The following is a 25142-nucleotide window of genomic DNA, read 5'->3' as shown; positions in this document are numbered from 1 at the left end:
TGAGGCCGCGAGAATTATGGCCATGGGAAGCGCACGAGAGGTACTGGTCATCGGCGGCAGCCGCTACTTCGGCAAGCGGCTGATCGCACGGCTGCTGGCCGCCGGGGACCGGGTGACGGTAATCAACCGCGGTTCGTCGGCGCCGCCGCCGGGCGTCGTCCACCTCGTCGCCGACCGCGACGACGAGAGGTCCCTGACGGCGGCGCTGGGTTCGCGGACCTTCGACGCCGTGGTCGACCAGGTCTGCTACACCCCGCGCCAGGCGGCGATCGCCCGCCGGGTGTTCGCCGGCCGCACCCGTCGTTACGTGCTGACGTCGACGGTGGAGGTGTACGAGTACGAGGACTCGATCGCCCCCGTGCGCGAGACGGACGTGGACCCGGCGGACGTACCCGTCGACCTCGAACTCCCCTGGGAGGACCCGGAGTTCCTCGACACCCACTACGGCGAGGGCAAGCGCCAGGCGGAGGCCGTGTTCGCCGCCGACCCGGCGCTGCCGTACACGGCCGTGCGGGTCGCCCATGTGCTCGGCGGGGACGACGACTTCACGGGCCGTATGGCGCACTACGCGAGCCGGATCCGCGCCGGGGCGCCGATCGCCGTACCGGTGGTGAACCACCCGGCGACGTACATCCACGTCGAGGAGATCGCCGACTTCCTGTTCTGGGCGGTGGGCCAGGACTTCACCGGCCCGGTCAACGCCGCCTCGCACGGGCTGCTGACCACCGAGGAACTGTGCGCCGAGATCGCCGCGCACTACCCGGACGGCCGGACCGTCTTCCGGCCCGTCGAGGTCGGCGAGGTCTCCCCCTTCTCCTTCACCCGCGCCTACGCCATGGACAACTCCCGCGCCACACGGCTCGGTTTCCGCTTCACCCACGCCCGGCAGTGGCTCCCGAAGGCCGTCGCCGAGACCCTCGGAAAGGACGGCGGCTGACATGCGCCACCGCACGCTCGGCTCCCTGCGCGTGAGCGCGATCGGCCTCGGCGCGATGCCGCTGTCCATCGAGGGCCGCCCCGACGAGCGGCGCGCCCTGGCCACCGTGCACGCCGCCCTCGACTCGGGGGTGACGCTGCTGGACACGGCGGACTCCTACCATCTGCCCGGCGCCGAGCCCGGCCACAACGAACTCCTCGTGGCCCGCGCGCTGGCCGCGTACGGCGGCGACACGGACGACGTGCTGGTGGCCACCAAGGGCGGCCGGGGCCGACCGGCCGACGGCAACTGGACGGTGAACGGCGACCCGCGCCGGCTGAAGTCCGCCGCCGAGGCGTCGTTGCGGCGGCTCGGCGTCGAGGCGATCGGGCTCTACCAGCTCCACAAGCCCGATCCGGCGGTTCCGTTCGAGGAGTCGGTCGGCGCGCTGCGCGAGCTGCTCGACGAGGGCAAGATCCGCCTGGCCGGCGTCTCCAACACGGACGTGGACCAGATCCGCGCCGCCCACCGGATCCTTGGCGACCGGCTGGTGTCGGTGCAGAACCGGTACTCGCCCGCCGTACGGGACAGCGAGGCCGAGCTCCGCCTGTGCGCGGAGCTCGGGCTGGCGTTCCTGCCGTGGAGCCCGCTCGGCGGCATCTCGCGCAGCTCGCTGGACGGGCCGTCGGGGACGGCGGGCGAGCCGCGCTTCGGTGCGTTCCACGCCGTGGCGCGGGCACGCGGTGTCAGCCCTCAGCAGGTCTGCCTGGCCTGGCTGCTGGCCCGGTCCCCCGCCGTGATCCCGATTCCGGGTGCGAGCCGCCCGGAGACGATCCGGGACTCGGCAGCCGCGGCCGACCTGGTGCTGAGCGCTCAGGAGCTGGAACGGCTCGACGGTGCGACGGTTTCCGTCGGTTGACGACCGGGCGGCTGAGTGACGGGGGAACAACTCAGCCGCCCGGCGCAAATGCCGGACGCCCGGCCCCGGTTCAGGCGGGGCCGGACGTCCGGAGTTGTGAGGGGCCGAAGGCCCCCTCAAGGGGCGCGGGGAACTGCGCGACCAGCCACGACCAACCCGCAGCCTGCCACCAACAGGACCCCCCGGAGCTCCATTCGGCCCTCCCGGTGGAGTGCCTACGCCTTGGCGAGCTCCTTGTCGCCGCCCTGCTCCGGCACATCCGCCGGAGCCGCCTCGTGGGCGTCGTCCAAGAGTGTCGCCTCGTCGAACGGGATCTGGCCGGCGAGCACCTGGTCGACCCGGCTGCGGTCGATCTCCTTCGTCCACGTACCGATCAGCACCGTGGCGACGGCGTTGCCCGCGAAGTTCGTCAGGGCGCGCGCCTCGCTCATGAAGCGGTCGATGCCGACGATGAGGCCGATGCCGTCCACCAGGGCCGGCTTGTGCGACTGGAGGCCACCGGCCAGGGTCGCGAGGCCGGCACCGGTGACACCCGCGGCGCCCTTGGAGGCCACCAGCAGGAAGAGCAGCAGCGGGATCTGCTCGCCGATCGACATCGGCGTACCCATGGCGTCGGCGATGAACAGGGACGCCATGGTCATGTAGATCATGGTGCCGTCGAGGTTGAAGGAGTAGCCGGTCGGGACGGTGATGCCGACCACCGGCTTGCTGACGCCGAGGTGCTCCATCTTCGCGATGAGGCGGGGCAGCGCCGACTCGGAGGAGGACGTCGACAGGATCAGCAGGAACTCACGGCCCAGGTACTTGAAGAACGTGAGGATGTTCAGGCCGGCGACGATCCGCAGCAGCGTGCCGAGCACGATGAAGACGAAGAGGAAGCAGGTGACGTAGAAGCCGAGCATCAGCACCGCGAGGCTCTTCAGCGCGTCCAGACCGGCGGAACCGGTGACGGCGGCGATGGCGCCGAAGGCACCGATCGGCGCGGCCCACATCACCATGCCGAGGATGCGGAAGACGAGCCGCTGGATGTGCTGCACACCGCGCAGGATCGGCTCCCCGGACGAGCCCATGGCCTGGAGCGCGAAACCGGCGAGCAGGGCGACGAGCAGGGTCTGCAGGACCGATTCCGAGGTGAAGGCGGAGACGATCGTGGTCGGGATGATGCCGAGCAGGAACTCGGTGGTGTCCTTGGCCTCGGCGTCGACCTGTGCATGACCGGCGTCCTTGACGGCGTCGGTGACCGCGAGGCCGGTGCCCGGCTCCAGGATGTTGCCCACGACGAGGCCGATGGCGAGGGCGACCAGCGACATCGCGAGGAAGTAGACCAGCGCGATACCGCCGACGGCGCCGACCTTGGCGGCCTTCCGTACCGAGCCGATACCCAGGACGATCGTGCAGAAGATGATCGGCGAGATCATCATCTTGATCAGGGCCACGAAGCCCGTACCGATGGGCTTCAGCTCGACAGCGAAGTCGGGAGCGGCGAGACCCACGGTGATGCCGAGGGCGACCGCGATGATCACCGCGATGTAGAGGTAGTGCGTGCGGTCGCGTTTGGCGACGGGTGCGGCAGGTGCCGTATCGGGGGAACTGGCGGCGGCCACGGCTGCCCTCCTTGACGTCTTCGTCGGTTTTGTCACCGGCGTGCGGCTCACGTCCGGGGTGGGGGGTCGCTGATCGGCTGCCGAGCCCCGGGGGGACGGGGGTCGTACTCAGCGATGCGGTGACTATCTCCCGCCATGTGAGGGCGGTCACCCTTCCGTTCATTTAGTTCACAATCAGCCATGGAGGCAGACTGACGACATGCGTATCCCCGTCCCGAGACCCCGCAGCCTGGCCGGCCAGCTCTTCGCGATGCAGGCCGTGCTCATAGCGGTGCTCGTCGCCGGGTACGCGGTGTTCACCTACGTCAGCGACACCGGCCAGGCCGAGGACGCCGCGGGGCGCCAGGCGAAGGCGGTGGCCCAGTCGATCGCCGACGCCCCGTCCGTGCGGGAGGCGATCCGCACCGCCGACCCGACGGCCGAGCTCCAGCCGTACGCGCTGCGGGTCCAGCGCGACGCCGAGGTCGACTTCGTCACGATCATGAACACCAAGGGGATCCGCTGGACGCATCCCGACGAGAAGCAGATCGGCCAGCACTTCCGCGGCCACACCCAGCGCGCCCTGCGCGGGGAGCCCTTCACCGAGACGTACACCGGCACGCTGGGGTCGTCCGTGCGGGCGGTCGTGCCGATCTACGACGGGGGGCGGGACCCGGCCCACATCGTGGGGCTGGTCAGCGCGGGTATCCGGGTCGAGGCGATCAGCAAGCGGGTGCAGGACCAGCTGACGGCGCTGATCGGGGTGGCGGCGGGCGCGCTCACGCTGGGCGCGATCGGTACGTACGTCATCAACGCGCGGCTGCGCCGGCACACCCACGGCATGAACGCGGCCGAGCTGAGCCGGATGCACGACTATCACCAGGCCGCGTTGCACGCGGTGCGCGAGGGGCTGCTGATGCTGGACGGGCAGTTCCGGGTGGCGCTGATCAACGACGGCGGGCGGGAGCTGCTCGGGGTGGCCGGCGATGTGGTGGGCCGGTCGGTGGCGGAGCTCGGGCTTCCGGCACCTCTCACCGGGGCGCTGCTGGCGTCCGAGCCGCGGGTGGACGAGGTGTATCTGACGTCGGAGCGGGTGCTGGTGGTGAACACCTCGCCGGTGTCGGGCGGTGAGCGGCGCGGCACGGTGGTGACGCTGCGGGACGTCACCGAACTGCAGTCCCTGATGGGCGAGTTGGATTCCGAGCGCGGCTTCACGCAGGCCCTCCGCTCCCAGGCGCACGAGGCGGCGAACCGCCTGCACACGGTCGTGTCCCTGATCGAGCTGGGGCGGGCGCCGGAAGCGGTGGAGTTCGCGACGGCGGAGTTGGAACTGGCCCAGGCGCTCACCGACCAGGTCGTCGCGGCGGTGAGCGAGCCGGTGCTGGCGGCGCTGCTGCTGGGGAAGACCGCCCAGGCGAACGAGCGGGGCGTCGAGCTGGTGGTGTCGGAGGACAGCCGGCTGGACGACAGCCTGCTGCCGGACGACCTGCCCGCCCGGGATCTCGTGACGATACTGGGCAACCTGATCGACAACGCGGTCGACGCGGCGCAGGGAAGTGTGGGGGCGCGGGTGACGGTGACGGCGTACGCCGAGGGCGGCGAGCTGGTGCTCCGGGTCTCGGACACCGGCGCCGGGGTCGACCCCGCACTCGGCGAGGCGGTATTCCAGCGCGGCTTCTCGACCAAGCCGGCCGGCCCCGGCGGCCGCGGCCTGGGCCTGGCCCTGGTACGACAGGCGGCAATCCGACACCAAGGGGTGCTGTCGGTGGCGGAGGCCGACGAGGGCGGGGCGGTGTTCGAGGTACGGCTGCCGCTGGCGGTGGGGGCGGGGGCCGCGGACGGGGCGCGAGCCGCGCAGGGGGCTGGGGCCGCTGACCGGGCGGGCGCCGCCCAGGAGACAAGCGCCGCTGACCGGACGGGCGCCGCGCAAGAGACAAGCGCCGCTGACCGGGCGGGGGCCACTCACGGGCCCGGGCCCGCAGACGGGGCTCGCTCCGCGCAGGGAGCCGGGTCCGTGCAGGGGGTAGGTTCCGCTCGCAGGTCCGACGCCGCAGAGGGAAGCGGCTCGGCTGACCGGGCAGGCTCCGCGGACGGGACGGCACCCGCTCACGAACCCGGCCCCGCAGACCAGGCCGATTCAGGCGAAGGCACCGGTTCCGGCGGAGGAAGTGACTCCGTGGAGGGTGCCGGTGCTCACGGCGCGGCGGTTTCGAGAGGTGACGTATGACGGCCGAGCAGGCGATTCGTGTTCTGGTCGTGGAGGACGACCCGGTGGCGGCGGACGCGCACATGATGTACGTCGGGCGGGTGCCCGGGTTCGTCGCGGTCGGCAAGGCGCACACCGGCGCGGAGGCGCGGCGCGCCCTGGAACGGACCCCGGTGGACCTGCTGCTGCTCGACCTGCATCTGCCGGATGTGCACGGGCTGCAGCTGGCGCGTTCGCTCAGGGCTGCGGGGCATCAGGCGGACGTGATCGCGGTGACGTCGGCACGGGATCTCGCCGTGGTCCGCGAGGGCGTGTCGCTGGGGGTCGTGCAGTACGTACTGAAGCCGTTCACGTTCGCCACCCTCCGGGACCGGCTGGTGCGGTACGCCGAGTTCCATGCCGCGGTCGGCGAGGCGAGCGGGCAGGACGAGGTGGACCGGGCTCTGGGGGCGCTGCGCGCACCGGGCCCCGCGGCGCTGCCGAAGGGGTTGAGCGCGCCGACGCTGGAGCGGGTGACCGGGGCGGTGCGGGACGCCGGCGAGGGCCTCACGGCGGCGGGGGTCGCCGAGGCCGTGGGGATATCCCGGATCACGGCTCGGCGGTATCTGGAGCATCTGGTGGAGGCGGGGAGGGCTGAGCGGGCGCCGGTCTACGGGCAGGTGGGAAGGCCCGAGCTGGTCTATCGGTGGGTGAGGGGAGCCGGCGGAAAGGGGACGTGAGGGCGGCACTGGCAGCCAGGTCAGGGGCGTTTGCCCTGGTGAAGGCGTCGGCGGCCTGGAGATACAGCGCCCGGGCTTCCTCCGGACGTTGGGCGTCCCTGTGGACGTTGCCGACGTTGTACAGGGCCTGGCCCAACCCGTACCAGTCCTCGTACTCGCGGAAGACCTCCACATGGCCGACGGAGGCGTGGGTGGCCTCCTCCATCCGGCCTGCCCCACGCAGGACGTTGCCGAGGTTGATCGCCATCTTGGCCTCGTTGTGGCGGTCCCCCTGCGGCCTGGTACAAATCGCGGGCACGCGTGACGGCCTCGATCGCCTCCTCCCACTGGCCCAGCCCTTCCAGGAGGAGGCCGAGATTGGCCCAGGCTCCTGCCAGCCCGACGCCGTCCCCGGCGGACTCGTACAGCTCACGCGCACGCGTGAGGGCCTCGATGGCCTCTTGGCTCCGACCTGCCGTCACCAGGAAGGCCCCGAGATTGCTCCGCGCGTTCGCTTCGCGCCGACGGTCACCGATGGACCGGAACACGTCACAGGCACGGGTCGCGGCATCGATCGGCTCCTCCCCCCGCCCTGCATCTTGTAGGGCGATGGCCAGATAGGACCAGGCCACGGCCTCGCCGGTGCGGTCGCCGAGACGCCGGGCCGCATCCCGGCCGGCGCAGAGAGTGGTGATCAAGTCGTCGAAGTGGCGTCGCAGGTGGAGATACATCGCCAGGTACTGGGACAGCAGCCCCGCAGTGCGCGCGTGCCGCGCCAATGACACCCACGACACCGCCGCCACGAGTGTCGCCCGCTCCCGGTCCAGCCACGCCAGCGCCTGCGCACGGTTGGCGAACAGCCCCGGCTCGGGCTTCCCCGGCAGCCACCGTAAACGCTGGTCGGCCGCCCTCGCCCACACCAGACAGAACATCATCACGCGTCTGCGGGCAGTCTCGCCCTCCTCCGTCCGGGCCGGGTCCCCGGCCACCACCGCCGCCCCGAACGCCCTTACCAGGTCGTGCAACCGCCACCGCCCCCGACCGCTCCCCCGCTCCACCAGATGCGCACGGGCCAGGGCCTTGAGATCCCGGGTCGGCGGAGCGTCGGCTCCCACCAGCACGGCCGCGACCTCGTCGCTGACCTCGGGGCCCGGTGCGAGGGCGAGCAGCCGCAGCAGGCGGGCCCTGGCGTCGGACAGACGGCGGTAGGAGAGGTCGAAGGCGGCACGGACGCTCCGCGCCCCGTCGTCGAGGTGGTCGAGGGGATCGTGTGCGGCGGCGAGCTCCCCGACGAGGTCGGCCACGGACGTACCGGTGTCCTCGGCCAACAGCGCCGCCGCGATCTGCAGCGCCAACGGCAGATGCCCGCAGTGTCCCGCAAGCCGCCCGGCCTCCTCCGGGGCGTCCGCGATCCGGCTGTCGTCCGGGGAGGCGATCCGCACAGCGAGGTCGAGGAGCGCGTACGCCTCCTTGGGCGTGAGCTGGTCCAACGGGACGAGCCGGGCGCCCAGTTGGGGCAGACGGTCTCGGGACGTGACCAGAACGCGGTGCCGGCCGTCGCCGGGCAGGAGGGGTCGTACCTGATCCGGTGAGGAGGCGTTGTCGGCGAGGACCAGCACCGCGCCTCGTTCCTCGGCCCGTGCGGCGAGCGTGGAGCGGTAGAGCGCGGCCCGTTCGTCGGCCGTGGCGGGGATGTGTTCCGGGCGGGTGCCGAGGGCACGCAGCAGGGCTTGCAGGGCTCGGTCGAAGGTGACGGGCTCAGGGTCGTAGCCGTGCAGGTCGACGAAGAGCACCCCGCCGGGGAACCAGCCCCGTTCACGGGCGAGGTGTGCGGTCTCGACGGCGAGCGCGGTCTTGCCGATACCGCCCAGTCCGGACACCGCGGCGACGAGCACCGCAGGTGACTGCACCACCCCCGTCCCGGTTTCCGGATCCAGCGCGCTCAGCAGGGCCGCCGTCTCCTGCGCCCGTCCGGCGAACCCACCGGGCCTCGGAGGCAGGCCGGCCAGCGCCTCGGGCACAGCGGTCCCACCCTGCTGGATCACGACCTGTACGCCGACCACCTCACGCAGGAAGACCCCGCCCCGAAAGTCGGCGTGATCACCGTCGTACCAGGACGTCCCGCTCCCCGGCGCGTCCCGCTCCATGGCCAGCGCGACGTCACGGGCGGCACCCTGTGGATCGGCGGCGAGAAGACCGGTGAGCTCCTCGCCCCATTTCCGTACGACATCTCGCCGCGCCGGATCCCGTACCGCGTCGGCGATTTCGACGACCGATGCCCCGGCGTCAAGCCCCACCACCCGCGCCAGCGTCTCCACCGCCCGACGCCCGTCGTCCCCGCAGGCGCCCTCGACCAGGGCAGCCAATAACGCCGCCTTCATGCGCTCGTTCCATCCCCCGATGTCCCACACCAGCCTGCGTCAACAGTAGGGCGTCAGGCCCGAGTTGGCGCCGGTCTCACGTACACCAGCACCTGCACCGCAAGCCCCACCACGGCCGACGCCTCCAAAGCCGACAGCCCGACGAGGAGCCCGCCCCCGTCCCCACTCGCCCAGAACACCACGAGCGCCGCCATCGGCACCGCGCAGAACGCCGTCAGGTCGATCCCGGCCTGTATCGCCTTGCGCGACCGGCGCCGCGTGTCGGTCCGGTGATAGGCCTCCCAGCCGAAGGTCGCGAAGGACCCGTCGGACGAGGCCAGTTGGGCGAGCCGGGGCCCCAACTCCTCTCGCACGTAATGGCCGATGGCCGAGATCTTCTCGTCGTTGACGAGGTAGGTCCACCCGAGTACGACGCACACCGGCGGCAGCGCCAGCAGCATCGACGGCTGCTTGGCCTGCGCGGCGGCGGCGATGACGGCGGCCACAACGGCCAGCGTCACGTACAGCAGATTGTCCCGGAACCCGATCCGCGCCTTCTGTTCTTCCTTGACACTCTGGTACTCGGCGAGCAGCAACTGCCCGACGGTGACGTCCTGTTCCGGCACTCGCGTCCCTTCCCCCGGCGTACCTTATGAGTGTGCCGGAGACTGACCCCATCGCTCTCATCCTGACCGCACTCCCCTGCGAATACGCCGCGATCCGCGCGCACATCGAGGAGCGGGAGGAGAAGGTCCACCGCGACGGAACGCGAGTCGAGAGGGGCCGCCTGCCCGGCACGACCTGGCATGTCGCCATCGCCGAGCTGGGCATGGGCGCCGAACGGGCCGCCGCTCTCACCACCCAGCTCATCAACTGGCTGCACCCCGAGGCCGTGTTCTTCATCGGCGTCGCCGGCGGCCTGAAGGACGACATCGGCCTCGGCGACGTCGTCGTAGGCACGCAGGTGTACGAGATCCATGGCGGCAAGCAGACGCCGGGCGGCTTCCAGGCCAGGCCGAAGGCCCTGCCGGGCTCACACGCGTTGGAACAGGCGGCCCGTTCCGCCGTACGGGACATGCCCGGCGTACGGGCGCACTTCATGCCGATCGCCACGGGTGATGTCGTCCTGGCGGACGCCGAGTCCGAGATCGCCCGGTTCATCCGCCAGAACTACAACGATGCGGGCGCGATCGAGATGGAGGGCTCCGGTGCGCTCCAGGCGGCGCACCTGAACGGCCAGTTGAACGCCCTGGTGATCCGGGGCATCAGCGACCGGGCCGACGCGGGCAAGAGCAAGGCCGACGCCTCGGGTTCACAGGAGCTCGCAGCCAAGCAGGCGGCCTCGGTGACGGTGGCCGTGCTGCACAAGCACCGGCCCCGCAAGGGGGCCTACGATTCCTCCGACTCCGAGGAGGGGCCCCATCGGCGCGGGGACGACGGGGCGACGTACGGCGGAGACTACATCGACTTCCGGGGAGGCACCTTCTACGGCGCCGTCATCGGAAAGAGCGACGGGCGACGGCACGACGCCGAACGCCGGCCGCGAGCCCGGTCACGTCCACGGGCCGGTCCCGGTGGCGTCGACGACGCTACCGGCACGGCCGATCGGATTCACGGGGCGAGCCGCTGAACTCGACCGCCTGCTGGCCCACTTGACCCCCGGGGCAAACGGATCGAACGGCCGACCGATCCTCATCTTCGCCGTCACCGGGATGGGCGGCATCGGCAAGACCGCGCTGGCGTTGGAGGCCGCGCATGCGGCTTGTGCCGAGGGGTGGTTTCCCGGTGGGACGCTGTTCGTGGATCTGCGGGGGTACGACGAGGATCCGGTGACCGCGGACCAGGCTGTGTCGGCGCTGCTCGATGCGATGGGTGTGCAGGGCTCGGAACTGCCGCGGGCGGTCGCGCGCCAGTACGACGCCTATCGGACGCTTCTGTCCGAGCGGGAGAACCGGACCCTGCTGGTCCTGGACAACGCCTCGACCCCGGCCCAGTTCCTTCCCCTTCTGCCCGGCACGGAGCACCACCGGGTTCTGATCACATCCCGGGATCGACCGGATTCACTGCCCGTACGCCTCATCGACCTTGGGACGCTCGCTCCGGACGACTCGATCGCCCTGGTGACCCGTGCCCTCCACAGCTCCGACGAGCGTGACGATCGCCCGGCACGGGAACCGGGCGTGTTGCGTGAACTGACCCAGCTGTGCGGCCACTTGCCCCTGGCGCTTCAGATCGCGGCCGCGATGCTCCGTCGGCGCCGGCAGCGCGACATCGCCTCGCTCGTGACCGAGATCAAGGCTGCCGAGGACCCCAGCGCCGTCCTGGACAACGGCAGCCTCGGCACGGACCTGTACGGCCGCTCACTCGCCCTTCGACCCGTGCTGGAGACGTCGTATCGTCGGCTGCCGCCCGAGCAGGCCCGGCTGCTGCGTCTGCTCACCATCGCGCCCAGCGCGGAAACCAGCACGGCGGCCGTGGCCGCTCTGACCGGCCTCGATGAGCAGGGTGTGCTCGGTCTGCTGGAGGACCTCGCGGCCACCCACCTGGTGTCGTCGGTACTCAGCACCGACATCCAATGGGCCGTCATGCGATGGCGGGTGCATGACCTGGTCCGCGCCTTCGGGCAGCGGATGGTCGCTGCGGATCCGGACCTGCGCGCGGAAGGGGACGCAGCGCGGGAGCGGGTGCTGGCCTTCTGTCACCGTTGGGCGGAGGCGGCTGACGAGCGGCTTCTCTGGCTGCCGGGCCGGCCGGAGCCCGAGCGGTTCGCGGATCGACCGCAGGCCTGGGCGTGGCTCAACAGTGAACGCCCCACACTGGTCGCGGCCGTGCAGTGGGCGCGCGAGGAACGGTTCGCGGCCATGGCGGCGCGACTCGCCGCGCGTCTCATGAGATTCCTGGATACGTGGAGGTACGTAGACGACGGAATCGCCGTCGCCCGTACGGCACTTGACGTCGTGCGGCGGACCGGAGACCGCACGAACGAAGCCCAGGCTTGGGAACGCCTGGGCATGATCCTCCTGAGGGCCGGACGAGCGGAGGAGGCCATCGAGGCCGCGGCACGGGCCCGCGATCTGCACCAGGAGACCCAGGACCTCAGGGGCGAGGCCGGCGCGTGGGACGAGCTCGCCAATTCCCTGTGCCAGGCCGGCCGGATGGACGAAGCGATCCCGGCGCACACCCGCGCCCGCGACCTCTACCGGAAGATCGGAAACCGCCAAGGGGAGGGGTGGGCGTTGAACCACTTCGGCTCCACATTGCAGGCCTTGGGCCGGATCGACGAAGCGATCGCGGCACACATCCGCGCCCGCGACCTGTTCCAGGCAGTGGGAGACCTCCACCGCGAGGGGTCTGCCTGGACAAATCTGGGCACCGCTCTGAACCGGGCGGGTCGCAGCGAGGAGGCCATCGAGGCCTACGGCCACGCGCTCACCATCCACCGCGGGTTCGACGACGGGTTCAGCATGGGCGTGGTTCTCCACAATCTGGCGGTCACACACGAAGTCAAAGGCCGCCCCGGCGAAGCCCACGCGCACTACCTCCAGGCCGCCGACGCCTTCGCCCGAGCCAATGCCCCCGCAGAAGCCGCAGACGCGCAATCCCGCGCACACGCATTGACCTGACTAGACCACTCAACCTACGTTCACCAGGCAGCCATCCCCGCGCCACAACGAAGTGCGCCCGCAGGAGGTCATGCCCGTGCGCCCCACCGCCGTCCGCCTCGCTCGCCCCGCCCTCCCCAGACTCCTCGCCCTCACTCTCGCCGCCGGCACGCTCACCGCGTGCGGCGGCGGCTCCGGCAGTGACCCGGACACCATCAAGGTCTCCTTCAAACAGTCCACGGACAACTCCATCAAGGTGATGGACACCTTCCTCGCGGACATCAAGAAGCAGTTCGAGAAGGCGAACCCCGGCAAGAAGGTCGAGTTCGTCCCCATCAAGGCCCCGGACTCGGAGTACTACACCAAGCTCCAGCAGATGCTCCGCTCCCCCAAGACCGCCCCCGACCTGGTCTACGAGGACACCTTCCTCATCAACTCGGACATCACCAGCGGGTACTTGAAGCCTCTCGACCCGTACCTCGCCAAGTGGCAGGACTGGAACCAGTTCATCGACACGGCGCAGGCCGCGGCCAAGGGCGAGGACGGCAAGACGTACGGCGTCCCGGACGGCACCGACACCCGGGGACTGTGGTTCAGCAAGGACGTCTTCGAGAAGGCCGGTCTGCCCGCCGACTGGCAGCCGAAGACCTGGGACGACGTCCTGGACGCCGCCCGCACCATCAAGGACAAGGTCCCGGGCGTCATCCCGCTCAACGTGTACACGGGCAAGCCCGTCGGCGAGGCCGCCACCATGCAGACCTTCGAGATGCTGCTGTACGGCACGAACGACGGTACGGCGGACCCGCTCTACGACAAGTCCGCCAAGAAGTGGGTCGCCGGCAGCCAGGGCTTCAAGGACTCCCTGTCGTTCGTCGAGACCGTCTACAAGGAGAAGCTCGGCCCGGACGTCTCCGACGCCCTCGACCCGAACGTCGGGACGCGCGTGCGCGGCGAGTGGCTGCCGCAGGGCAAGCTCGGCATCGCCCTGGACGGCTCCTGGCTCCCGCAGGACTGGCTCCCCGGCAGCGGTCACGAGTGGCCCGAGTGGTCCGACGAGCTCGGTCTCGCCGCCATGCCGACACAGAACGGCCAGGCCCCCGGCAAGGTGAGCATGTCCGGCGGCTGGACCTGGTCCATCCCGGCCAAGGCGGGCAACCCGGACCTGGCCTTCGAGTTCATCAAGGCGATGCAGACGAAGGCGAACGCCAAGAAGTGGTACGTCGCCAACTCCGGCATCGCCGTACGCAAGGACGTCGCGGACGACCCGGCGTACATCGATGCCCAGCCCGGCATCAAGTTCTTCACGGACCTGGTCGCCAGCACCCACTACCGTCCCGCGTTCCCGGCGTACCCGAAGGTCTCCACCGCGGTCCAGGAGGCGATGGAGGGTGTGACGACGGGCGACATGTCGGTGGACGACGCGGCCAAGGGCTACGACGAGGAGCTGAAGTCGGCGACGGACGACCAGGTGATCGAGAAGTGAGCCCCTGTCCATGACGACGGTCCGAGCCCGCACCCTCGCCCGAGCCCTCCCCGTCTCCCCCGCCGTCGTCCTCCTGCTCCTCTTCCTCGCCGGCCCCATCGCCTACTGCGCCTTCATCGCGTTCACCGACCTCCAACTCACCGGCCAGGCCGAGGAGTCGTTCGTCGGCGTCGACAACTTCCGTACGGCGTTCGGTGACGAGGCGTTCCTGAACGCGGTCTGGCTCACGCTCGTCTTCACGGTGATCTCGGCGCTGGTCGGCCAGAACACGCTGGGGCTGGGCCTGGCGATGCTGATGCAGCGTGCCTCGAAGCCTGTCCGCACGCTCACCGGCGGCATCGTCATCACGGCGTGGGTCCTGCCGGAGGTGGTCGCCGGTTTCCTGCTCTACGCCTTCTTCCGTCGCGAGGGCACCCTGAACGCCATCCTGGACTGGCTTCGACTCCCCACCCAGAACTGGCTGTTCACCCTGCCGATCCTGGCGGTGTCGTTCGCGAACGTGTGGCGGGGGACGGCGTTCTCGATGCTCGTCTACTCGGCGGCCCTGAACGAGATACCCAAGGAGATCACCGAGGCGGCAGAGGTCGACGGCGCCGGCGGCTGGCGCCGTCTGTGGCACATCACGCTCCCGATGATCCGCCGCTCCATCGGCACGAACCTCATGCTCATCACCCTCCAGACGCTGTCCGTCTTCGGCCTGATCTGGGTGATGACGAGGGGCGGCCCGGGCGGCAAGAGCCAGACGCTGCCGCTGTTCATGTACGAGGAGGCGTTCCAGAAGAGCATGATCGGCTACGGCACCGCGGTCGCCCTGCTGCTGTTGGTGGTGGGCTCGCTGTTCTCGCTGGTCTACCTGCGTCTGCTGCGAACGGAGGTCTGACGCCCGTGCCCCGCCCTCTCTCCGCCCGCACCACCACCCGCCGCCTGGCCGCCGACGCCGGCCTGCTCGTGCTCGCCGCCGCGTTCGTGCTCCCGCTCGCCTGGGTCGTGCTCTCCGCGCTCGACCCGCACGCAGGCCTCCAGGTGAAGCTCCCGGACGGCCTCACCCTGGACAACTTCGACGCGGTCCTGACTCCGGAGATCACCTTCACGCCGCTGCTCAACAGCCTGCTGCTGTGCGGCGGCGGGACAGCTCTGACGGTGGCGTGCGCGGCGCTCGCCGCCTATCCGCTGTCCCGGTTCCGGTCCCGCTTCAACCGCCCGTTCCTGCTGACGATCCTGTTCGCGACGAGCCTGCCCATCACGGCGATCATGGTGCCGGTGTACGCCCTGTTCGTGCGGGTGAACCTGATCGACACCATGCAGGGCACGATCTTCTTCTTCGCCGCCTCCCAACTGCCGTTCGCCATCTGGCTGATGAAGAACTTCATGGACGGGGTGCCGAAGGAGCTGGAGGAGGCCGCCTGGACGGACGGGGCGTCCTCGCTCCAGTCGCTGGTGCGGATCGTGCTGCCGCTGATGGGCCCGGGAGTCGCCGTCGTCACGGTGTTCTCGTTCGTGATGATGTGGGGGAACTTCTTCGTCCCCTTCATGCTGCTCCTGACGCCCGACCAGATGCCGGCCGCCGTCAGCATCAACGAGTTCTTCGGGAACCGGGGGATGGTGGCGTACGGGCAGTTGGCGGCGTTCTCGATCGTGTACTCGACGCCGGTGATCCTGCTGTACGTGCTGATCGCCCGGCGGCTGGGCAGCGGGTTCGCGCTGGGCGGGGCGGTCAAGGGGTGACGTCCGGCAGTACGCCCGCGCGGAACGCCTCCACGCCCACGACCCTGCGCACCCGCAGCGGCTCGATCAGCAGCATCACGCGCCGCTCTCCGGGCAGCAGCCACGGATAGCGCTCCTCCCCGATGTACTTCTGCGCGAGCCGGTCCATCGCCCGTTCCGCCGTCTCCCCCTCCACGAACCGTACGACCCGCCCCCGGATCTCGGCGCGGTCGTACGGGTTCTCCGGGTCGTGGTGGCTCAGCGAGACGGCTGGATTGAGCCGCAGGTTGTCCACCTTCACGCGCCCCATGGACGTGTTGACCATGACGTACTCATCTTCGATGTCCGCCCACATGGGCGAAACCTGCGGCATCCCGTCGGGGTCCACCGTCGCGAGGTGCCAGAAGTTCGGCGCGAGGAGACGCTCGCGAATATGCCCGTTGAGCTTGCCGTTCACCGACGGTCACCACCTTCCGGGGCCGCCACGGTGACGCCCCGGCGCCATCCTGACCGCCACCCCGCCGAGTCGACAGACGATCTTCGGCCAGCGGTGAACCGGCCAGTAGCCGTAGCTTCCTACAATCCGTGATCCTGGCCGAACAGACCGTAGTCACCCCACCTCATCGGCTCTACGTTGTGGCGCGTGCGTCGACCCCCAGCTCAACCGAACCAGCCACCCAACCGCTCCAGCCACCGCAATCCGCCCACTCCCCCGTTCAACGCCCCCGCCGCCCGCAGACTCCGCGCGGCCCTCAGCATGGGCCCCGGACACGTCGCCTACGGCATGCGCGTCTCGTACGGCCTCCCCTATGTCACCGAGGACCTCGTCATCGCCTGGGAACGCGAGCTCGCCTCCCCCAACAGCAGCGAGCTCACCGCCCTCGCCGGCGTGCTGTGGTGCTCGCCCGGTGAACTGCTCGGCAAGCCGCGGACCCTGCGCGAGCACCGCATCGCCCGCGGTCTCGCGCCGGAGGACGTGGCGCGTGCCGTCGGGCACGAGGTGCTCACGTATCTGCGCATGGAGGAGAACGACGACTGGCGTGGCACCGACCGCCAGTCCGCCGCCCTCGCCGAGGTCCTCGGCCTGACCATCCCCGACTTCATCACCGTCACCGGCCGCGAGACCCGGCTCGCCGAGATGCTGCGCAGTGCCGTGACGACGCGCTGGCAGGCGTATGTCCGCCCGGTCGGCAAGATGGTGCCCCTGGACCGGCGCCTGCTGGAGACAGCGCTCCAGGAGCTGCACCAGAACTACCAGGGGCAGATGACCGCCACCCTCAGCTGGGGCGGCGGCAACGGCGACTCCAGCGCGGCCGGCCGTGAGTTCCTGGACCGGATCGTGGAGCGCTTCTGGGCGACGGTCCAGGACTACGGCGCGTGATCGCCCAGTGGCCGTATCCCGGAAGGCGGAGGTGCTAGAAGACCGACTCCGCCTCGTCCATCCGGTCCTTCGGCACCGTCTTCAGCTCGGTGACCGCCTCGGCCAGCGGCACCATCACGATGTCCGTGCCGCGCAGCGCGGTCATCTTCCCGAACTCGCCCTGGTGCGCGGCCTCCACCGCGTGCCAGCCGAAGCGGGTGGCGAGCACACGGTCGTACGCGGTCGGCGTGCCGCCGCGCTGGACGTGGCCGAGAATGACCGGCTTGGCCTCCTTGCCGAGCCGGCGCTCCAGCTCGAAGGCGAGTGCCGTGCCGATGCCCTGGAAGCGCTCGTGGCCGTACTGGTCGATGTCGCCCTTGCCGTAGTCCATGGAGCCGTCGGCCGGGTGGGCGCCCTCGGCGACGCAGATCACCGCGAACTTCTTGCCGCGCGCGAAGCGCTCCTCGACCATCTTCACGAGGTCGGCGGGGTCGAACGGGCGCTCCGGCAGACAGATGCCGTGCGCGCCGGCGGCCATGCCGGACTCCAGCGCGATCCAGCCCGCGTGGCGGCCCATGACCTCGACGACCATCACGCGCTGGTGGGACTCCGCCGTGGTCTTCAGGCGGTCCATGGCCTCCGTGGCGACACCTACGGCCGTGTCGAAGCCGAACGTCCGGTCCGTCGAGGAGATGTCGTTGTCGATCGTCTTCGGCACGCCGACGACCGGCAGACCGGCGTCGGACAGCATGCGCGCCGCGGTCAGCGTGCCCTCGCCGCCGATCGGGATCAGGGCGTCGATGCCGAAGGCACGGGCGATGTCGGGGGCGTTCTCACAGGCCTCGCGCAGCCGGTTCCGCTCCAGTCGCGACGAGCCGAGGATCGTGCCGCCGCGGGCCAGGATGCCGCTGACGCCCTCCAGGTCGAGGTGGCGGTAGTGGCCGTCGAGCAGGCCGGCGAATCCGTCCTCGAAGCCGATCACCTCGTCGCCGTACTGGGCGACGGCACGGTGCACGACCGACCGGATCACGGCGTTCAGGCCGGGGCAGTCGCCGCCTGCGGTGAGAACTCCGATACGCATCGTGCTGTGTCTCCTGCTCGCTGTTGACACCGGTGAGCCAGTCCGATTGTTTCACGTCCCCGAGGACCCTGTCCGACCCCCGATCCTGACGGGCGCCTAATCCACCGCCAAAGGTATTGTCAAGAGGGTTTCGCCAAGCCCGCTGGGCGATTTTGCGACCCTGGAACCCGACCCTGGAACCGGCCCCGGGAACCCGTCCGGACCACCACACGACGAAACGGAGAGCACACGTGACGCGCAGCGTGTACGTGACCGGTATCGACCGCGGCGACGGCCGGCAGGTCGTCGAACTGGGAGTCATGGAGCTCCTGACCCGCCAGGTCGACCGGGTGGGGGTGTTCCGGCCGCTGGTGCACCACTCCCCGGACCGGCTGTTCGAGCTGTTGCGCGCCCGCTACCGCCTCTCCCAGGACCCGGCGACGGTCTACGGCATGGACTACCACGAGGCGTCCGCCCTCCAGGCCGAGCGCGGCACCGACGAGCTGGTCTCCACCCTCGTCGACCGGTTCCACGCCGTCGCCCGCGACTACGACGTCGTCCTCGTCCTCGGCACCGACTTCGCCGACACCCAGCTCCCGGACGAGCTGTCCCTCAACGCCCGGCTCGCCAACGAGTTCGGCGCGTCCGTGATATCCGTCGTGGGCGGCCGCAAGCAGACGACCGAGTCGGTGCTCGCCGAGACGCGCAACGCCTACCGGGCGTACGAGAACCTGGGCTGCGACGTGCTGGCGATGGTCGCCAACCGGGTCGCCCGCGGCGACCGGGACGAGATCGCCCGGCAGTTGGAGTCAAGGCTGCCCGTGCCCTGCTACGTCGTCCCGGACGAGCCCGCCCTGTCCGCGCCGACGCTCGCGCAGATCGCCCAGACCCTGGACGCGAAGGTCCTGCTCGGCGACGACTCGGGGCTCGCGCGTGATGCCCTGGACTTCGTGTTCGGCGGCGCGATGCTGCCGAACTTCCTGACCGCCCTGACCCCGGGCTGCCTGGTCGTCACCCCGGGGGACCGCGCCGACCTGGTCGTCGGCTCGCTGGCCGCGCACAGCGCCGGCACCCCGCCGATCGCCGGTCTGCTGCTCACCCTGGACGAGCGTCCCGGCGACGAGATCCTCACCCTCGCCGCGCGCCTGGCGCCCGGCACCCCGGTGCTGTCGGTGCCCGGCTACAGCTTCCCCACCGCCGAGCAGCTCTTCTCCCTGGAGGGGAAGCTGAACGCGGCCACCCCGCGCAAGGCGGAGACCGCGCTCGGCCTCTTCGAGCGGTACGTCGACACCGGCGAGCTGCTGGGGCGGGTCTCGGCGCCGAGCTCCGACCGGGTCACGCCGATGATGTTCGAGCACAAGCTGCTGGAGCAGGCCCGCTCGAACCTGCGCCGCATCGTGCTGCCCGAGGGCACCGAGCCGCGCGTCCTGCACGCGGCCGAGGTGCTGCTGCGGCGCGGGGTGTGCGAGCTGACCCTCCTCGGGCCGGTCGACCAGATCCGCAAGCGGGCCGCCGACCTCGGCATCGACCTGGGCGACACCCAGCTGATCGACCCGGCCACCAGCGAGCTGCGCGACTCCTTCGCCCAGAAGTACGCCGAGCTGCGCGCCCACAAGGGGGTCACCGTCGAGCTGGCGTACGACGTCGTCTCGGACGTGAACTACTTCGGGACCCTGATGGTGCAGGAGGGGCTGGCCGACGGCATGGTGTCGGGGTCCGTCCACTCGACCGCGGCCACCATCCGGCCCGCCTTCGAGATCATCAAGACAAGGCCGGACGCCGGCATCGTCTCGTCCGTCTTCTTCATGTGCCTCGCCGACAAGGTCCTCGTCTACGGCGACTGCGCGGTGAACCCGGACCCGAACGCCGAGCAGCTGGCCGACATCGCCATCCAGTCGGCGGCCACCGCCGAGGGGTTCGGCGTGGAGCCGCGCATCGCGATGCTGTCGTACTCGACGGGTACCTCGGGTTCGGGCGCCGATGTGGACAAGGTCCGGGAGGCGACCGAGCTGGTGCGCCGGCGGCGGCCCGATCTGAGCATCGAGGGGCCCATCCAGTACGACGCCGCCGTGGAGCCGTCCGTCGCGGCGACCAAGCTGCCGGAATCCGAAGTGGCCGGGCAGGCAACGGTTCTGATCTTCCCGGACCTCAATACAGGTAACAACACCTACAAGGCCGTGCAGCGCTCGGCCGGCGCGATCGCCGTCGGCCCGGTGCTCCAGGGGCTGCGCAAGCCGGTCAACGATCTGTCCCGGGGCGCCCTCGTCCAGGACATCGTCACGACCGTCGCCATTACGGCGATCCAGTCCCAGCCCTCGTCCCCCTCCCCCGCCCCGTCCCTCCACGAGAAGGCCGTCGCCCAGTGAGCTCGTCCCGCGTCCTCGTCCTCAACTCCGGCTCCTCGTCGGTGAAGTACCAGCTGCTGGACATGCGTGACAGCAGCCGGCTGGCCGTGGGCCTCGTCGAGCGCATCGGCGAGCAGGTCTCCCGGCTCAAGCACACCCCGCTGGCGGCCGGCGGCGAGAGCCGTGAGTGGACCGGCCCTATCGCCGACCATGACGCCGCCCTGAAGGCCGTGGCGGCGGAGCTGGCCAAGGACGGCCTCGGGCTCGACTCGCCCGAGCTGGTCGCGATCGGCCACCGGGTGGTGCACGGCGGCAAGCACTTCACCGAGCCGACCGTGGTCGACGACGCGGTGCTCGCCGAGATCGAGCGGCTGATACCGGTGGCCCCGCTGCACAACCCGGCCAACCTCACCGGGATCCGCACGGCGCAGGCGCTGCGTCCGGATCTTCCCCAGGTCGCCGTCTTCGACACCGCGTTCCACACGACGATGCCGGAGTCGGCCGCCCGCTACGCGATCGACGTGGAGACCGCGGACCGGCACCGAATACGCCGGTACGGCTTCCACGGCACGTCGCACGCGTATGTCTCCCGGGCCACCGCGAAGCTGCTGGGCAAGGCGCCCGAAGAGGTGAACGTGATCGTGCTGCACCTCGGCAACGGCGCGTCCGCCTCGGCCGTGCAAGGTGGCAAGTGCGTGGACACCTCCATGGGGCTGACGCCCTTGGAGGGGCTCGTGATGGGTACGCGATCGGGTGACCTGGATCCCGCTGTCATCTTCCATTTGGCGCGTGTTGGCGAAATGTCCATCGCGGAAATCGACACTCTTCTCAACAAGAAGAGCGGATTGATCGGCCTGTGCGGCGACAACGACATGCGGGAGATCCGCCGCCGGATCGATGAAGGTGACGAGCGGGCCCAATTGGCCTTCGACGTCTACATTCACCGGCTGAAGAAGTACATCGGAGCCTATTACGCCGTGCTCGGCCGGGTGGACGCGATCGCGTTCACGGCCGGCGTCGGTGAGAACGCGGCACCGGTGCGGGAAGCCGCCGTGGCGGGCCTGGAACAGCTGGGCCTGGCGGTGGACGCGGAACTGAACGCCGTACGCGGTGACGAGCCGCGGCTGATCTCACCCGCGGGCGCGAGGGTGGCGGTCGCCGTGGTGCCGACGGATGAGGAACTGGAGATCGCGACGCAGACCTACGCACTGGTCGGCCGCACCGATATGCGGGACCGCGGCGTGGGCAACGACTGAGTAACACGGCTGAGCAAAGCACGGCTCATTTGTATCTTCCACCAGACGGAATATTCCGCGGCGAAACAAACCGATAGGATCGTCCCATGCGCCGTTCGAAAATCGTTTGTACTCTCGGCCCCGCGGTCGACTCCCATGAACAGCTCGTCGCGCTGATCGAGGCGGGCATGAACGTGGCCCGCTTCAACTTCAGCCACGGCACCCACGAAGACCACCAGGGCCGGTACGAGCGCCTGCGGGCCGCCGCGCGGGAGACCGGCCGGGCCATCGGTGTGCTCGCCGACCTCCAGGGGCCGAAGATCCGCCTGGAGACCTTCGCCGAGGGCCCGGTGGAGCTGGAGCGCGGTGACGAGTTCGTCATCACGACCGAGGACGTCCCGGGTGACAAGCACATCTGCGGAACGACCTACAAGGGCCTGCCCGGCGACGTCGCCAAGGGCGACCAGATCCTCATCAACGACGGCAACGTCGAGCTGAAGGTCACCGAGGTCGAGGGTCCCCGCGTACGGACGATCGTCATCGAGGGCGGCGTCGTCTCCGACCACAAGGGCATCAACCTGCCCGGCGCGGCCGTGAACGTGCCGGCGCTGTCGGAGAAGGACGTCGAGGACCTGCGGTTCGCGCTGGCCATGGGCTGCGACATGGTCGCGCTGTCCTTCGTCCGTGACGCGAACGACGTGCAGGACGTGCACAAGGTCATGGACGAGGTCGGCCGCCGCGTCCCGGTCATCGCCAAGGTGGAGAAGCCGCAGGCGGTGGCGAACATGGAGGACGTCGTGCTGGCGTTCGACGCCGTGATGGTCGCGCGTGGCGACCTGGCCGTCGAGTACCCGCTCGAGAAGGTCCCGATGGTGCAGAAGCGCCTCATCGAGCTGTGCCGCCGCAACGCCAAGCCGGTGATCGTGGCGACCCAGATGATGGAGTCGATGATCACCAACTCCCGCCCGACCCGCGCCGAGGCCTCCGACGTGGCCAACGCGATCCTGGACGGCGCCGACGCGGTCATGCTGTCCGCCGAGTCGAGCGTGGGCGCGTACCCGATCGAGACCGTCAAGACGATGTCGAAGATCGTCACCGCGGCCGAGCAGGAGCTGCTCTCCAAGGGCCTGCAGCCGCTGGTGCCGGGCAAGAAGCCCCGTACGCAGGGTGGTTCGGTGGCCCGTGCCGCCTGCGAGATCGCCGACTTCCTCGGCGGCAAGGGCCTGGTCGCCTTCACCCAGTCCGGCGACACCGCCCGCCGGCTGTGCCGCTACCGGGCGGCCCAGCAGATCATCGCGTTCACCACGGACGAGTCGACCCGCAACCAGATGACGCTCAGCTGGGGCGTCGAGCCGCACGTGGTGCCGTTCGTCAACAGCACCGACGAGATGGTCGACCTGGTGGACCAGGAGATCGTCAAGCTCGGCCTGTTCAACGAGGGCGACATCGTGGTCATCACGGCCGGCTCCCCGCCCGGCGTCCCCGGCACCACCAACATGGTCCGCGTCCACCACCTCGGCGGCGGCGCCCGGGACTGACCCCGAGGCGCCCGCGAGGGCCTTGTACGACGCTGAGGGCGCCCCCTGCGACAGGGGGCGCCCTCAGCGCTTGTGCGGCTCCCGAACGGGCTAGTGGGGGCGTCTGATCGAGACGCCCGGCTCAGTCGGTCGTGAAGTTGTGCAGTCCGGGCACGTGCAGGGTGCCGCCGAACTGACCGGCCTGAGTGACCTTCACCTTCGTGAAGTAGATCAGCGGGATGTTCAGCGGCGGCGGGTGCTCCGGGTCGAACGTGATCGGGATCAGACCGAGCAGGTTCCCGGAGATGCTCTCCGTGTACATCACCGTCTTGCCGTTGCGGATCGTGGACGTCGATCCCGCGGCCGCCTGCACGTGGTAGGTCTTGCCGGACTGCTTGTCCTGGACCGTCTGGTGCAGGTCGCCGATGTCGGTGCCGTCGGAGATGACGTACTTCAGCACCTTCTTCTTGGTGCCGTTGGCCGTCCTCACCTCGACGATGCCCTGGTAGTCGGCGCCCTTCAGCAGCAGCGAGCTGGCGTTCAGGTACCACGGGTCGTCGGGCAGCGGCACGGTGTTGTCGACGCCGCCTTCCTCGTCCGTGGCGACCGGGCAGTCGTCCGGGTCCGTGGTGGCGCTCGCGGACGGGCTCGGCGTGGCGGTGGCCTCGTCGGTCGCGCCCTCGGTCGCCTCGGTGGCGTCCTTCGCCGCCTCGGACGCCTTGTCGGTGGCGCCGTCGACGGTGTCCTCGAGCGTGTCGGTGACCTTGTCGGTGGTCTCCTTCACGGGGTCGGACGCCTCGGAGGAGTCCTCGCCGGAGGTGTCGGAGGAGCCCGAGTCCGAGGATCCGGACGCCTCCTCCTCGCTCGCGCTCGCGGAGGGCGTCGGCGTCGGGCTCGCGCTCTCCCCGCCCGAACCGCCGGTGAAGATGCCCTCGATGGCGTCGCCGATGTCCTCCAGCAGGTTGCCGCCGCTCTCGGACGGCGAGGGGGACGCCGTGGCGCCGTCGCCGGACTGGGCCTCGCCCGACTTGCTCGCGGAGGGCGAGGGCGTGGGCTCGGCCGCTTCGTCGGAACCTGAATCCGACGAGGAGGAGTCGCCCGCGGAGCCCGAACCCGACGAGTCCGAAGAGCCGGAGGAATCCGAGGAGTCGGAGGAGTCCGAGGAGTCCTGGTCGTCGGAGGCCGACGGGCTGGGCTCCGTCGTCTCGTCCTTGTCCGCGGACTCACTGGCGCTCGGTGACGGGGACGCCGAGGCGTCGTCCGTCAGCGCGGCCACACAGTCCTTGTACTCGTCCGCCGTCAGGCTGTTGGACGTCGGCTTCGTGGCGTTGTCGCTGTCGGCCTGGGCGAGTGTGGGCGTGAACCCCATTCCCATGAGGACCGCGGTCGGCATCGCCGCCAGGGCTATCGCCTTGCCTGCCGGCATGTGGAACCTGGTGAACAGCGGCTTCTTGGGCGCCGCGTGTCGCGGCCCGGTTCTCACACGGGACTTGTCCACCTCAGTCCCATGGGTCACCTCGTCAGCCGGCACTGTGCCTCCCGTTCGCCCCGTTCGCCGGGCTCGTTCCTGACAGATCGTTCGGCTCGCCCACCACAGGCTTCAGGATCGTTGTGTCGGGGTCCGTGGCACCTTCGGGTGCGCCCGCACCCTGGGGTGCGCTCCCCGCTCCCGTGTTGTCCGTCTTCGCCGGCTGCGCGTCGTCGTCTCCGCCGGGCACCCATGCCACGGCCATCGCCCCGCCCAGAAGGGCGAAGAGGAAGCCGATGAGGAAGCCACCGATGTTGGACAGCGGGATGGACACGAGTGCCAGCAGGATCGCCGCGACGCCCGCGAAGGTGCGCACGTGCTTCTGGAACCAGAGAGTGAAGCCAAGGACGACGAGCAGCACACCGATGATCAGGGAGCTGGAGCCCCCCGCGGTCTGCATCGCGAGCGTCAGATGGCCGATCTGGAGGTTCGCGTACGGGAAGTAGGCGATGGGGAGTCCGCCGAGCATGACGAACAGACCGGCCCAGAAGGGCCGCGTACCGCGCCAGGCGCGGAAGTTCCGCCGAAAGACCCGGAGATAGTGCTCGTCATGACCGGGCGCGGCAGGAGTCTCGGCGCTCATCGAAAACAGCTCCCTGGTACGGCTTTGCTGTGGTGGTGGTGCA

The 25142-nt window shown here is 70.2% G+C and carries 19 protein-coding genes and 2 pseudogenes; 13 read left to right on the top strand and 8 right to left on the bottom strand.

All coding sequences use genetic code 11. From position 1 onward, the window contains the following. The first annotated feature begins 22 nt into the window (after nucleotides 1-22). Together OG254_RS33460 and OG254_RS33455 are read left to right on the top strand one after the other, a co-directional pair. Complete coding sequence (locus tag OG254_RS33460) at nucleotides 23-937, top strand: NAD-dependent epimerase/dehydratase family protein (protein WP_405589208.1); 915 nt, start codon at nucleotides 23-25, stop codon at nucleotides 935-937. Between the two features lies 1 nt (nucleotide 938). Further along, complete coding sequence (locus tag OG254_RS33455) at nucleotides 939-1835, top strand: aldo/keto reductase (protein WP_405589205.1); 897 nt, start codon at nucleotides 939-941, stop codon at nucleotides 1833-1835. Between the two features lie 215 nt (nucleotides 1836-2050). Here the strand turns inward: OG254_RS33455 and OG254_RS33450 are convergent, their stop codons facing one another. Continuing rightward, on the bottom strand, nucleotides 2051-3439 hold the full coding sequence (locus OG254_RS33450) for a cation:dicarboxylate symporter family transporter (RefSeq protein WP_405589203.1): 1389 nt from the start codon (nucleotides 3437-3439) through the stop codon (nucleotides 2051-2053). 199 nt (nucleotides 3440-3638) lie between these two features. On the opposite strand from OG254_RS33450, the gene OG254_RS33445 reads away from it, so the two are divergent. Together OG254_RS33445 and OG254_RS33440 are read left to right on the top strand one after the other, a co-directional pair. Further along, on the top strand, nucleotides 3639-5645 hold the full coding sequence (locus tag OG254_RS33445; protein WP_405589200.1) for an ATP-binding protein: 2007 nt from the start codon (nucleotides 3639-3641) through the stop codon (nucleotides 5643-5645). Then, nucleotides 5642-6343: a response regulator gene (locus OG254_RS33440; protein ID WP_405589197.1), complete on the top strand. Its 702-nt coding sequence runs from the start codon at nucleotides 5642-5644 to the stop codon at nucleotides 6341-6343. The genes OG254_RS33445 and OG254_RS33440 overlap by 4 nt, the downstream gene beginning before the upstream one ends. 100 nt (nucleotides 6344-6443) lie before the next feature. On the opposite strand, the pseudogene OG254_RS33435 reads toward OG254_RS33440, so the two are convergent. From OG254_RS33435 to OG254_RS33425, 3 genes and pseudogenes are all read right to left on the bottom strand, one after another. Continuing rightward, nucleotides 6444-6548, bottom strand: a pseudogene (locus OG254_RS33435) (hypothetical protein); the annotation flags it as partial. A gap of 130 nt (nucleotides 6549-6678) precedes the next feature. After that, nucleotides 6679-8469: pseudogene (locus tag OG254_RS33430) on the bottom strand (NB-ARC domain-containing protein); the annotation flags it as partial. Between the two features lie 287 nt (nucleotides 8470-8756). Beyond that, nucleotides 8757-9308, bottom strand: a complete 552-nt coding sequence (locus tag OG254_RS33425; protein ID WP_405589194.1) for a hypothetical protein — start codon at nucleotides 9306-9308, stop codon at nucleotides 8757-8759. A gap of 26 nt (nucleotides 9309-9334) precedes the next feature. Between OG254_RS33425 and OG254_RS33420 the strand changes: the two genes are divergently transcribed. The 5 genes from OG254_RS33420 to OG254_RS33400 all read left to right on the top strand — a co-directional run bounded on the left by OG254_RS33420 (nucleotide 9335) and on the right by OG254_RS33400 (nucleotide 15492). Next, entirely contained in the window at nucleotides 9335-10312 is a 978-nt protein-coding gene (locus OG254_RS33420) for a nucleosidase (protein WP_405589191.1), read from the top strand. 82 nt (nucleotides 10313-10394) lie between these two features. Continuing rightward, on the top strand, nucleotides 10395-12305 hold the full coding sequence (locus OG254_RS33415; RefSeq protein WP_405595345.1) for a tetratricopeptide repeat protein: 1911 nt from the start codon (nucleotides 10395-10397) through the stop codon (nucleotides 12303-12305). A 70-nt stretch (nucleotides 12306-12375) separates the two neighbouring features. After that, nucleotides 12376-13767: an extracellular solute-binding protein gene (locus tag OG254_RS33410; RefSeq protein ID WP_405589188.1), complete on the top strand. Its 1392-nt coding sequence runs from the start codon at nucleotides 12376-12378 to the stop codon at nucleotides 13765-13767. A 10-nt stretch (nucleotides 13768-13777) separates the two neighbouring features. Continuing rightward, entirely contained in the window at nucleotides 13778-14647 is an 870-nt protein-coding gene (locus OG254_RS33405) for a carbohydrate ABC transporter permease (RefSeq protein WP_405589186.1), read from the top strand. Then, a complete protein-coding gene (locus OG254_RS33400; protein WP_405595343.1) occupies nucleotides 14644-15492 on the top strand; it encodes a carbohydrate ABC transporter permease in 849 nt (282 codons plus the stop codon). Before OG254_RS33405 ends, OG254_RS33400 begins: the two co-directional genes overlap by 4 nt. Here OG254_RS33400 and OG254_RS33395 read toward each other — a convergent pair. After that, nucleotides 15482-15928, bottom strand: coding sequence for a PPOX class F420-dependent oxidoreductase (locus OG254_RS33395; RefSeq protein ID WP_405589183.1), 447 nt, complete (start codon nucleotides 15926-15928; stop codon nucleotides 15482-15484). The genes OG254_RS33400 and OG254_RS33395 overlap by 11 nt on opposite strands. 177 nt (nucleotides 15929-16105) lie before the next feature. Here OG254_RS33395 and OG254_RS33390 point away from each other — a divergent pair, with 177 nt between their 5' ends. Then, nucleotides 16106-16852, top strand: coding sequence for a helix-turn-helix domain-containing protein (locus OG254_RS33390; RefSeq protein ID WP_405589180.1), 747 nt, complete (start codon nucleotides 16106-16108; stop codon nucleotides 16850-16852). 34 nt (nucleotides 16853-16886) lie between these two features. Here the strand turns inward: OG254_RS33390 and OG254_RS33385 are convergent, their stop codons facing one another. Beyond that, nucleotides 16887-17912, bottom strand: a complete 1026-nt coding sequence (locus tag OG254_RS33385; protein WP_351191852.1) for an ATP-dependent 6-phosphofructokinase — start codon at nucleotides 17910-17912, stop codon at nucleotides 16887-16889. Between the two features lie 230 nt (nucleotides 17913-18142). Between OG254_RS33385 and pta the strand changes: the two genes are divergently transcribed. The 3 genes from pta (at nucleotide 18143) to pyk (ending at nucleotide 23009) form a co-directional block, all read left to right on the top strand. Then, a complete protein-coding gene (pta, locus tag OG254_RS33380) occupies nucleotides 18143-20257 on the top strand; it encodes a phosphate acetyltransferase (protein WP_405589177.1) in 2115 nt (704 codons plus the stop codon). After that, nucleotides 20254-21492 carry an acetate kinase gene (locus tag OG254_RS33375; RefSeq protein WP_405589174.1) on the top strand — a complete coding sequence of 413 codons (1239 nt, stop codon included), beginning with the start codon at nucleotides 20254-20256 and terminating at the stop codon, nucleotides 21490-21492. The genes pta and OG254_RS33375 overlap by 4 nt, the downstream gene beginning before the upstream one ends. An 86-nt stretch (nucleotides 21493-21578) precedes the next feature. Then, complete coding sequence (gene pyk / locus OG254_RS33370; RefSeq protein ID WP_405589171.1) at nucleotides 21579-23009, top strand: pyruvate kinase; 1431 nt, start codon at nucleotides 21579-21581, stop codon at nucleotides 23007-23009. A 121-nt stretch (nucleotides 23010-23130) separates the two neighbouring features. On the opposite strand, the gene OG254_RS33365 is transcribed toward pyk, so the two are convergent. Both OG254_RS33365 and OG254_RS33360 read right to left on the bottom strand, forming a co-directional pair. Next, nucleotides 23131-24519 (bottom strand): hypothetical protein, encoded by a 1389-nt coding sequence (locus OG254_RS33365; RefSeq protein ID WP_405589168.1) that lies wholly within the window; start codon nucleotides 24517-24519, stop codon nucleotides 23131-23133. Next, nucleotides 24509-25099 carry a DUF6114 domain-containing protein gene (locus OG254_RS33360; RefSeq protein ID WP_405589165.1) on the bottom strand — a complete coding sequence of 197 codons (591 nt, stop codon included), beginning with the start codon at nucleotides 25097-25099 and terminating at the stop codon, nucleotides 24509-24511. Before OG254_RS33360 ends, OG254_RS33365 begins: the two co-directional genes overlap by 11 nt. Nucleotides 25100-25142: the final 43 nt, after the last annotated feature.

The sequence above is a fragment of the Streptomyces sp. NBC_01092 genome, from assembly GCF_045039535.1.
In the GTDB taxonomy this organism is placed as follows: Bacteria; Actinomycetota; Actinomycetes; order Streptomycetales; family Streptomycetaceae; genus Streptomyces.
Note: the sequence above shows the minus strand (reverse complement) of the source record. Positions and strands in the feature narration are given on the sequence as shown.

Bases quoted from the DNA above. Each gene is read 5' to 3' on its own strand.
- OG254_RS33415 (WP_405595345.1), top strand. From the start codon at position 10,395: ATGGGCGGCATCGGCAAGACCGCGCTGGCGTTGGAGGCCGCGCATGCG.
- OG254_RS33410 (WP_405589188.1), top strand. From the start codon at position 12,376: ATGCCCGTGCGCCCCACCGCCGTCCGCCTCGCTCGCCCCGCCCTCCCC.
- OG254_RS33405 (WP_405589186.1), top strand. From the start codon at position 13,778: ATGACGACGGTCCGAGCCCGCACCCTCGCCCGAGCCCTCCCCGTCTCC.
- OG254_RS33360 (WP_405589165.1), bottom strand. From the start codon at position 25,099: ATGAGCGCCGAGACTCCTGCCGCGCCCGGTCATGACGAGCACTATCTC.
- OG254_RS33455 (WP_405589205.1), top strand. From the start codon at position 939: ATGCGCCACCGCACGCTCGGCTCCCTGCGCGTGAGCGCGATCGGCCTC.
- pyk (WP_405589171.1), top strand. From the start codon at position 21,579: ATGCGCCGTTCGAAAATCGTTTGTACTCTCGGCCCCGCGGTCGACTCC.
- OG254_RS33445 (WP_405589200.1), top strand. From the start codon at position 3,639: ATGCGTATCCCCGTCCCGAGACCCCGCAGCCTGGCCGGCCAGCTCTTC.
- OG254_RS33440 (WP_405589197.1), top strand. From the start codon at position 5,642: ATGACGGCCGAGCAGGCGATTCGTGTTCTGGTCGTGGAGGACGACCCG.
- OG254_RS33385 (WP_351191852.1), bottom strand. From the start codon at position 17,912: ATGCGTATCGGAGTTCTCACCGCAGGCGGCGACTGCCCCGGCCTGAAC.
- OG254_RS33420 (WP_405589191.1), top strand. From the start codon at position 9,335: ATGAGTGTGCCGGAGACTGACCCCATCGCTCTCATCCTGACCGCACTC.
- OG254_RS33460 (WP_405589208.1), top strand. From the start codon at position 23: ATGGGAAGCGCACGAGAGGTACTGGTCATCGGCGGCAGCCGCTACTTC.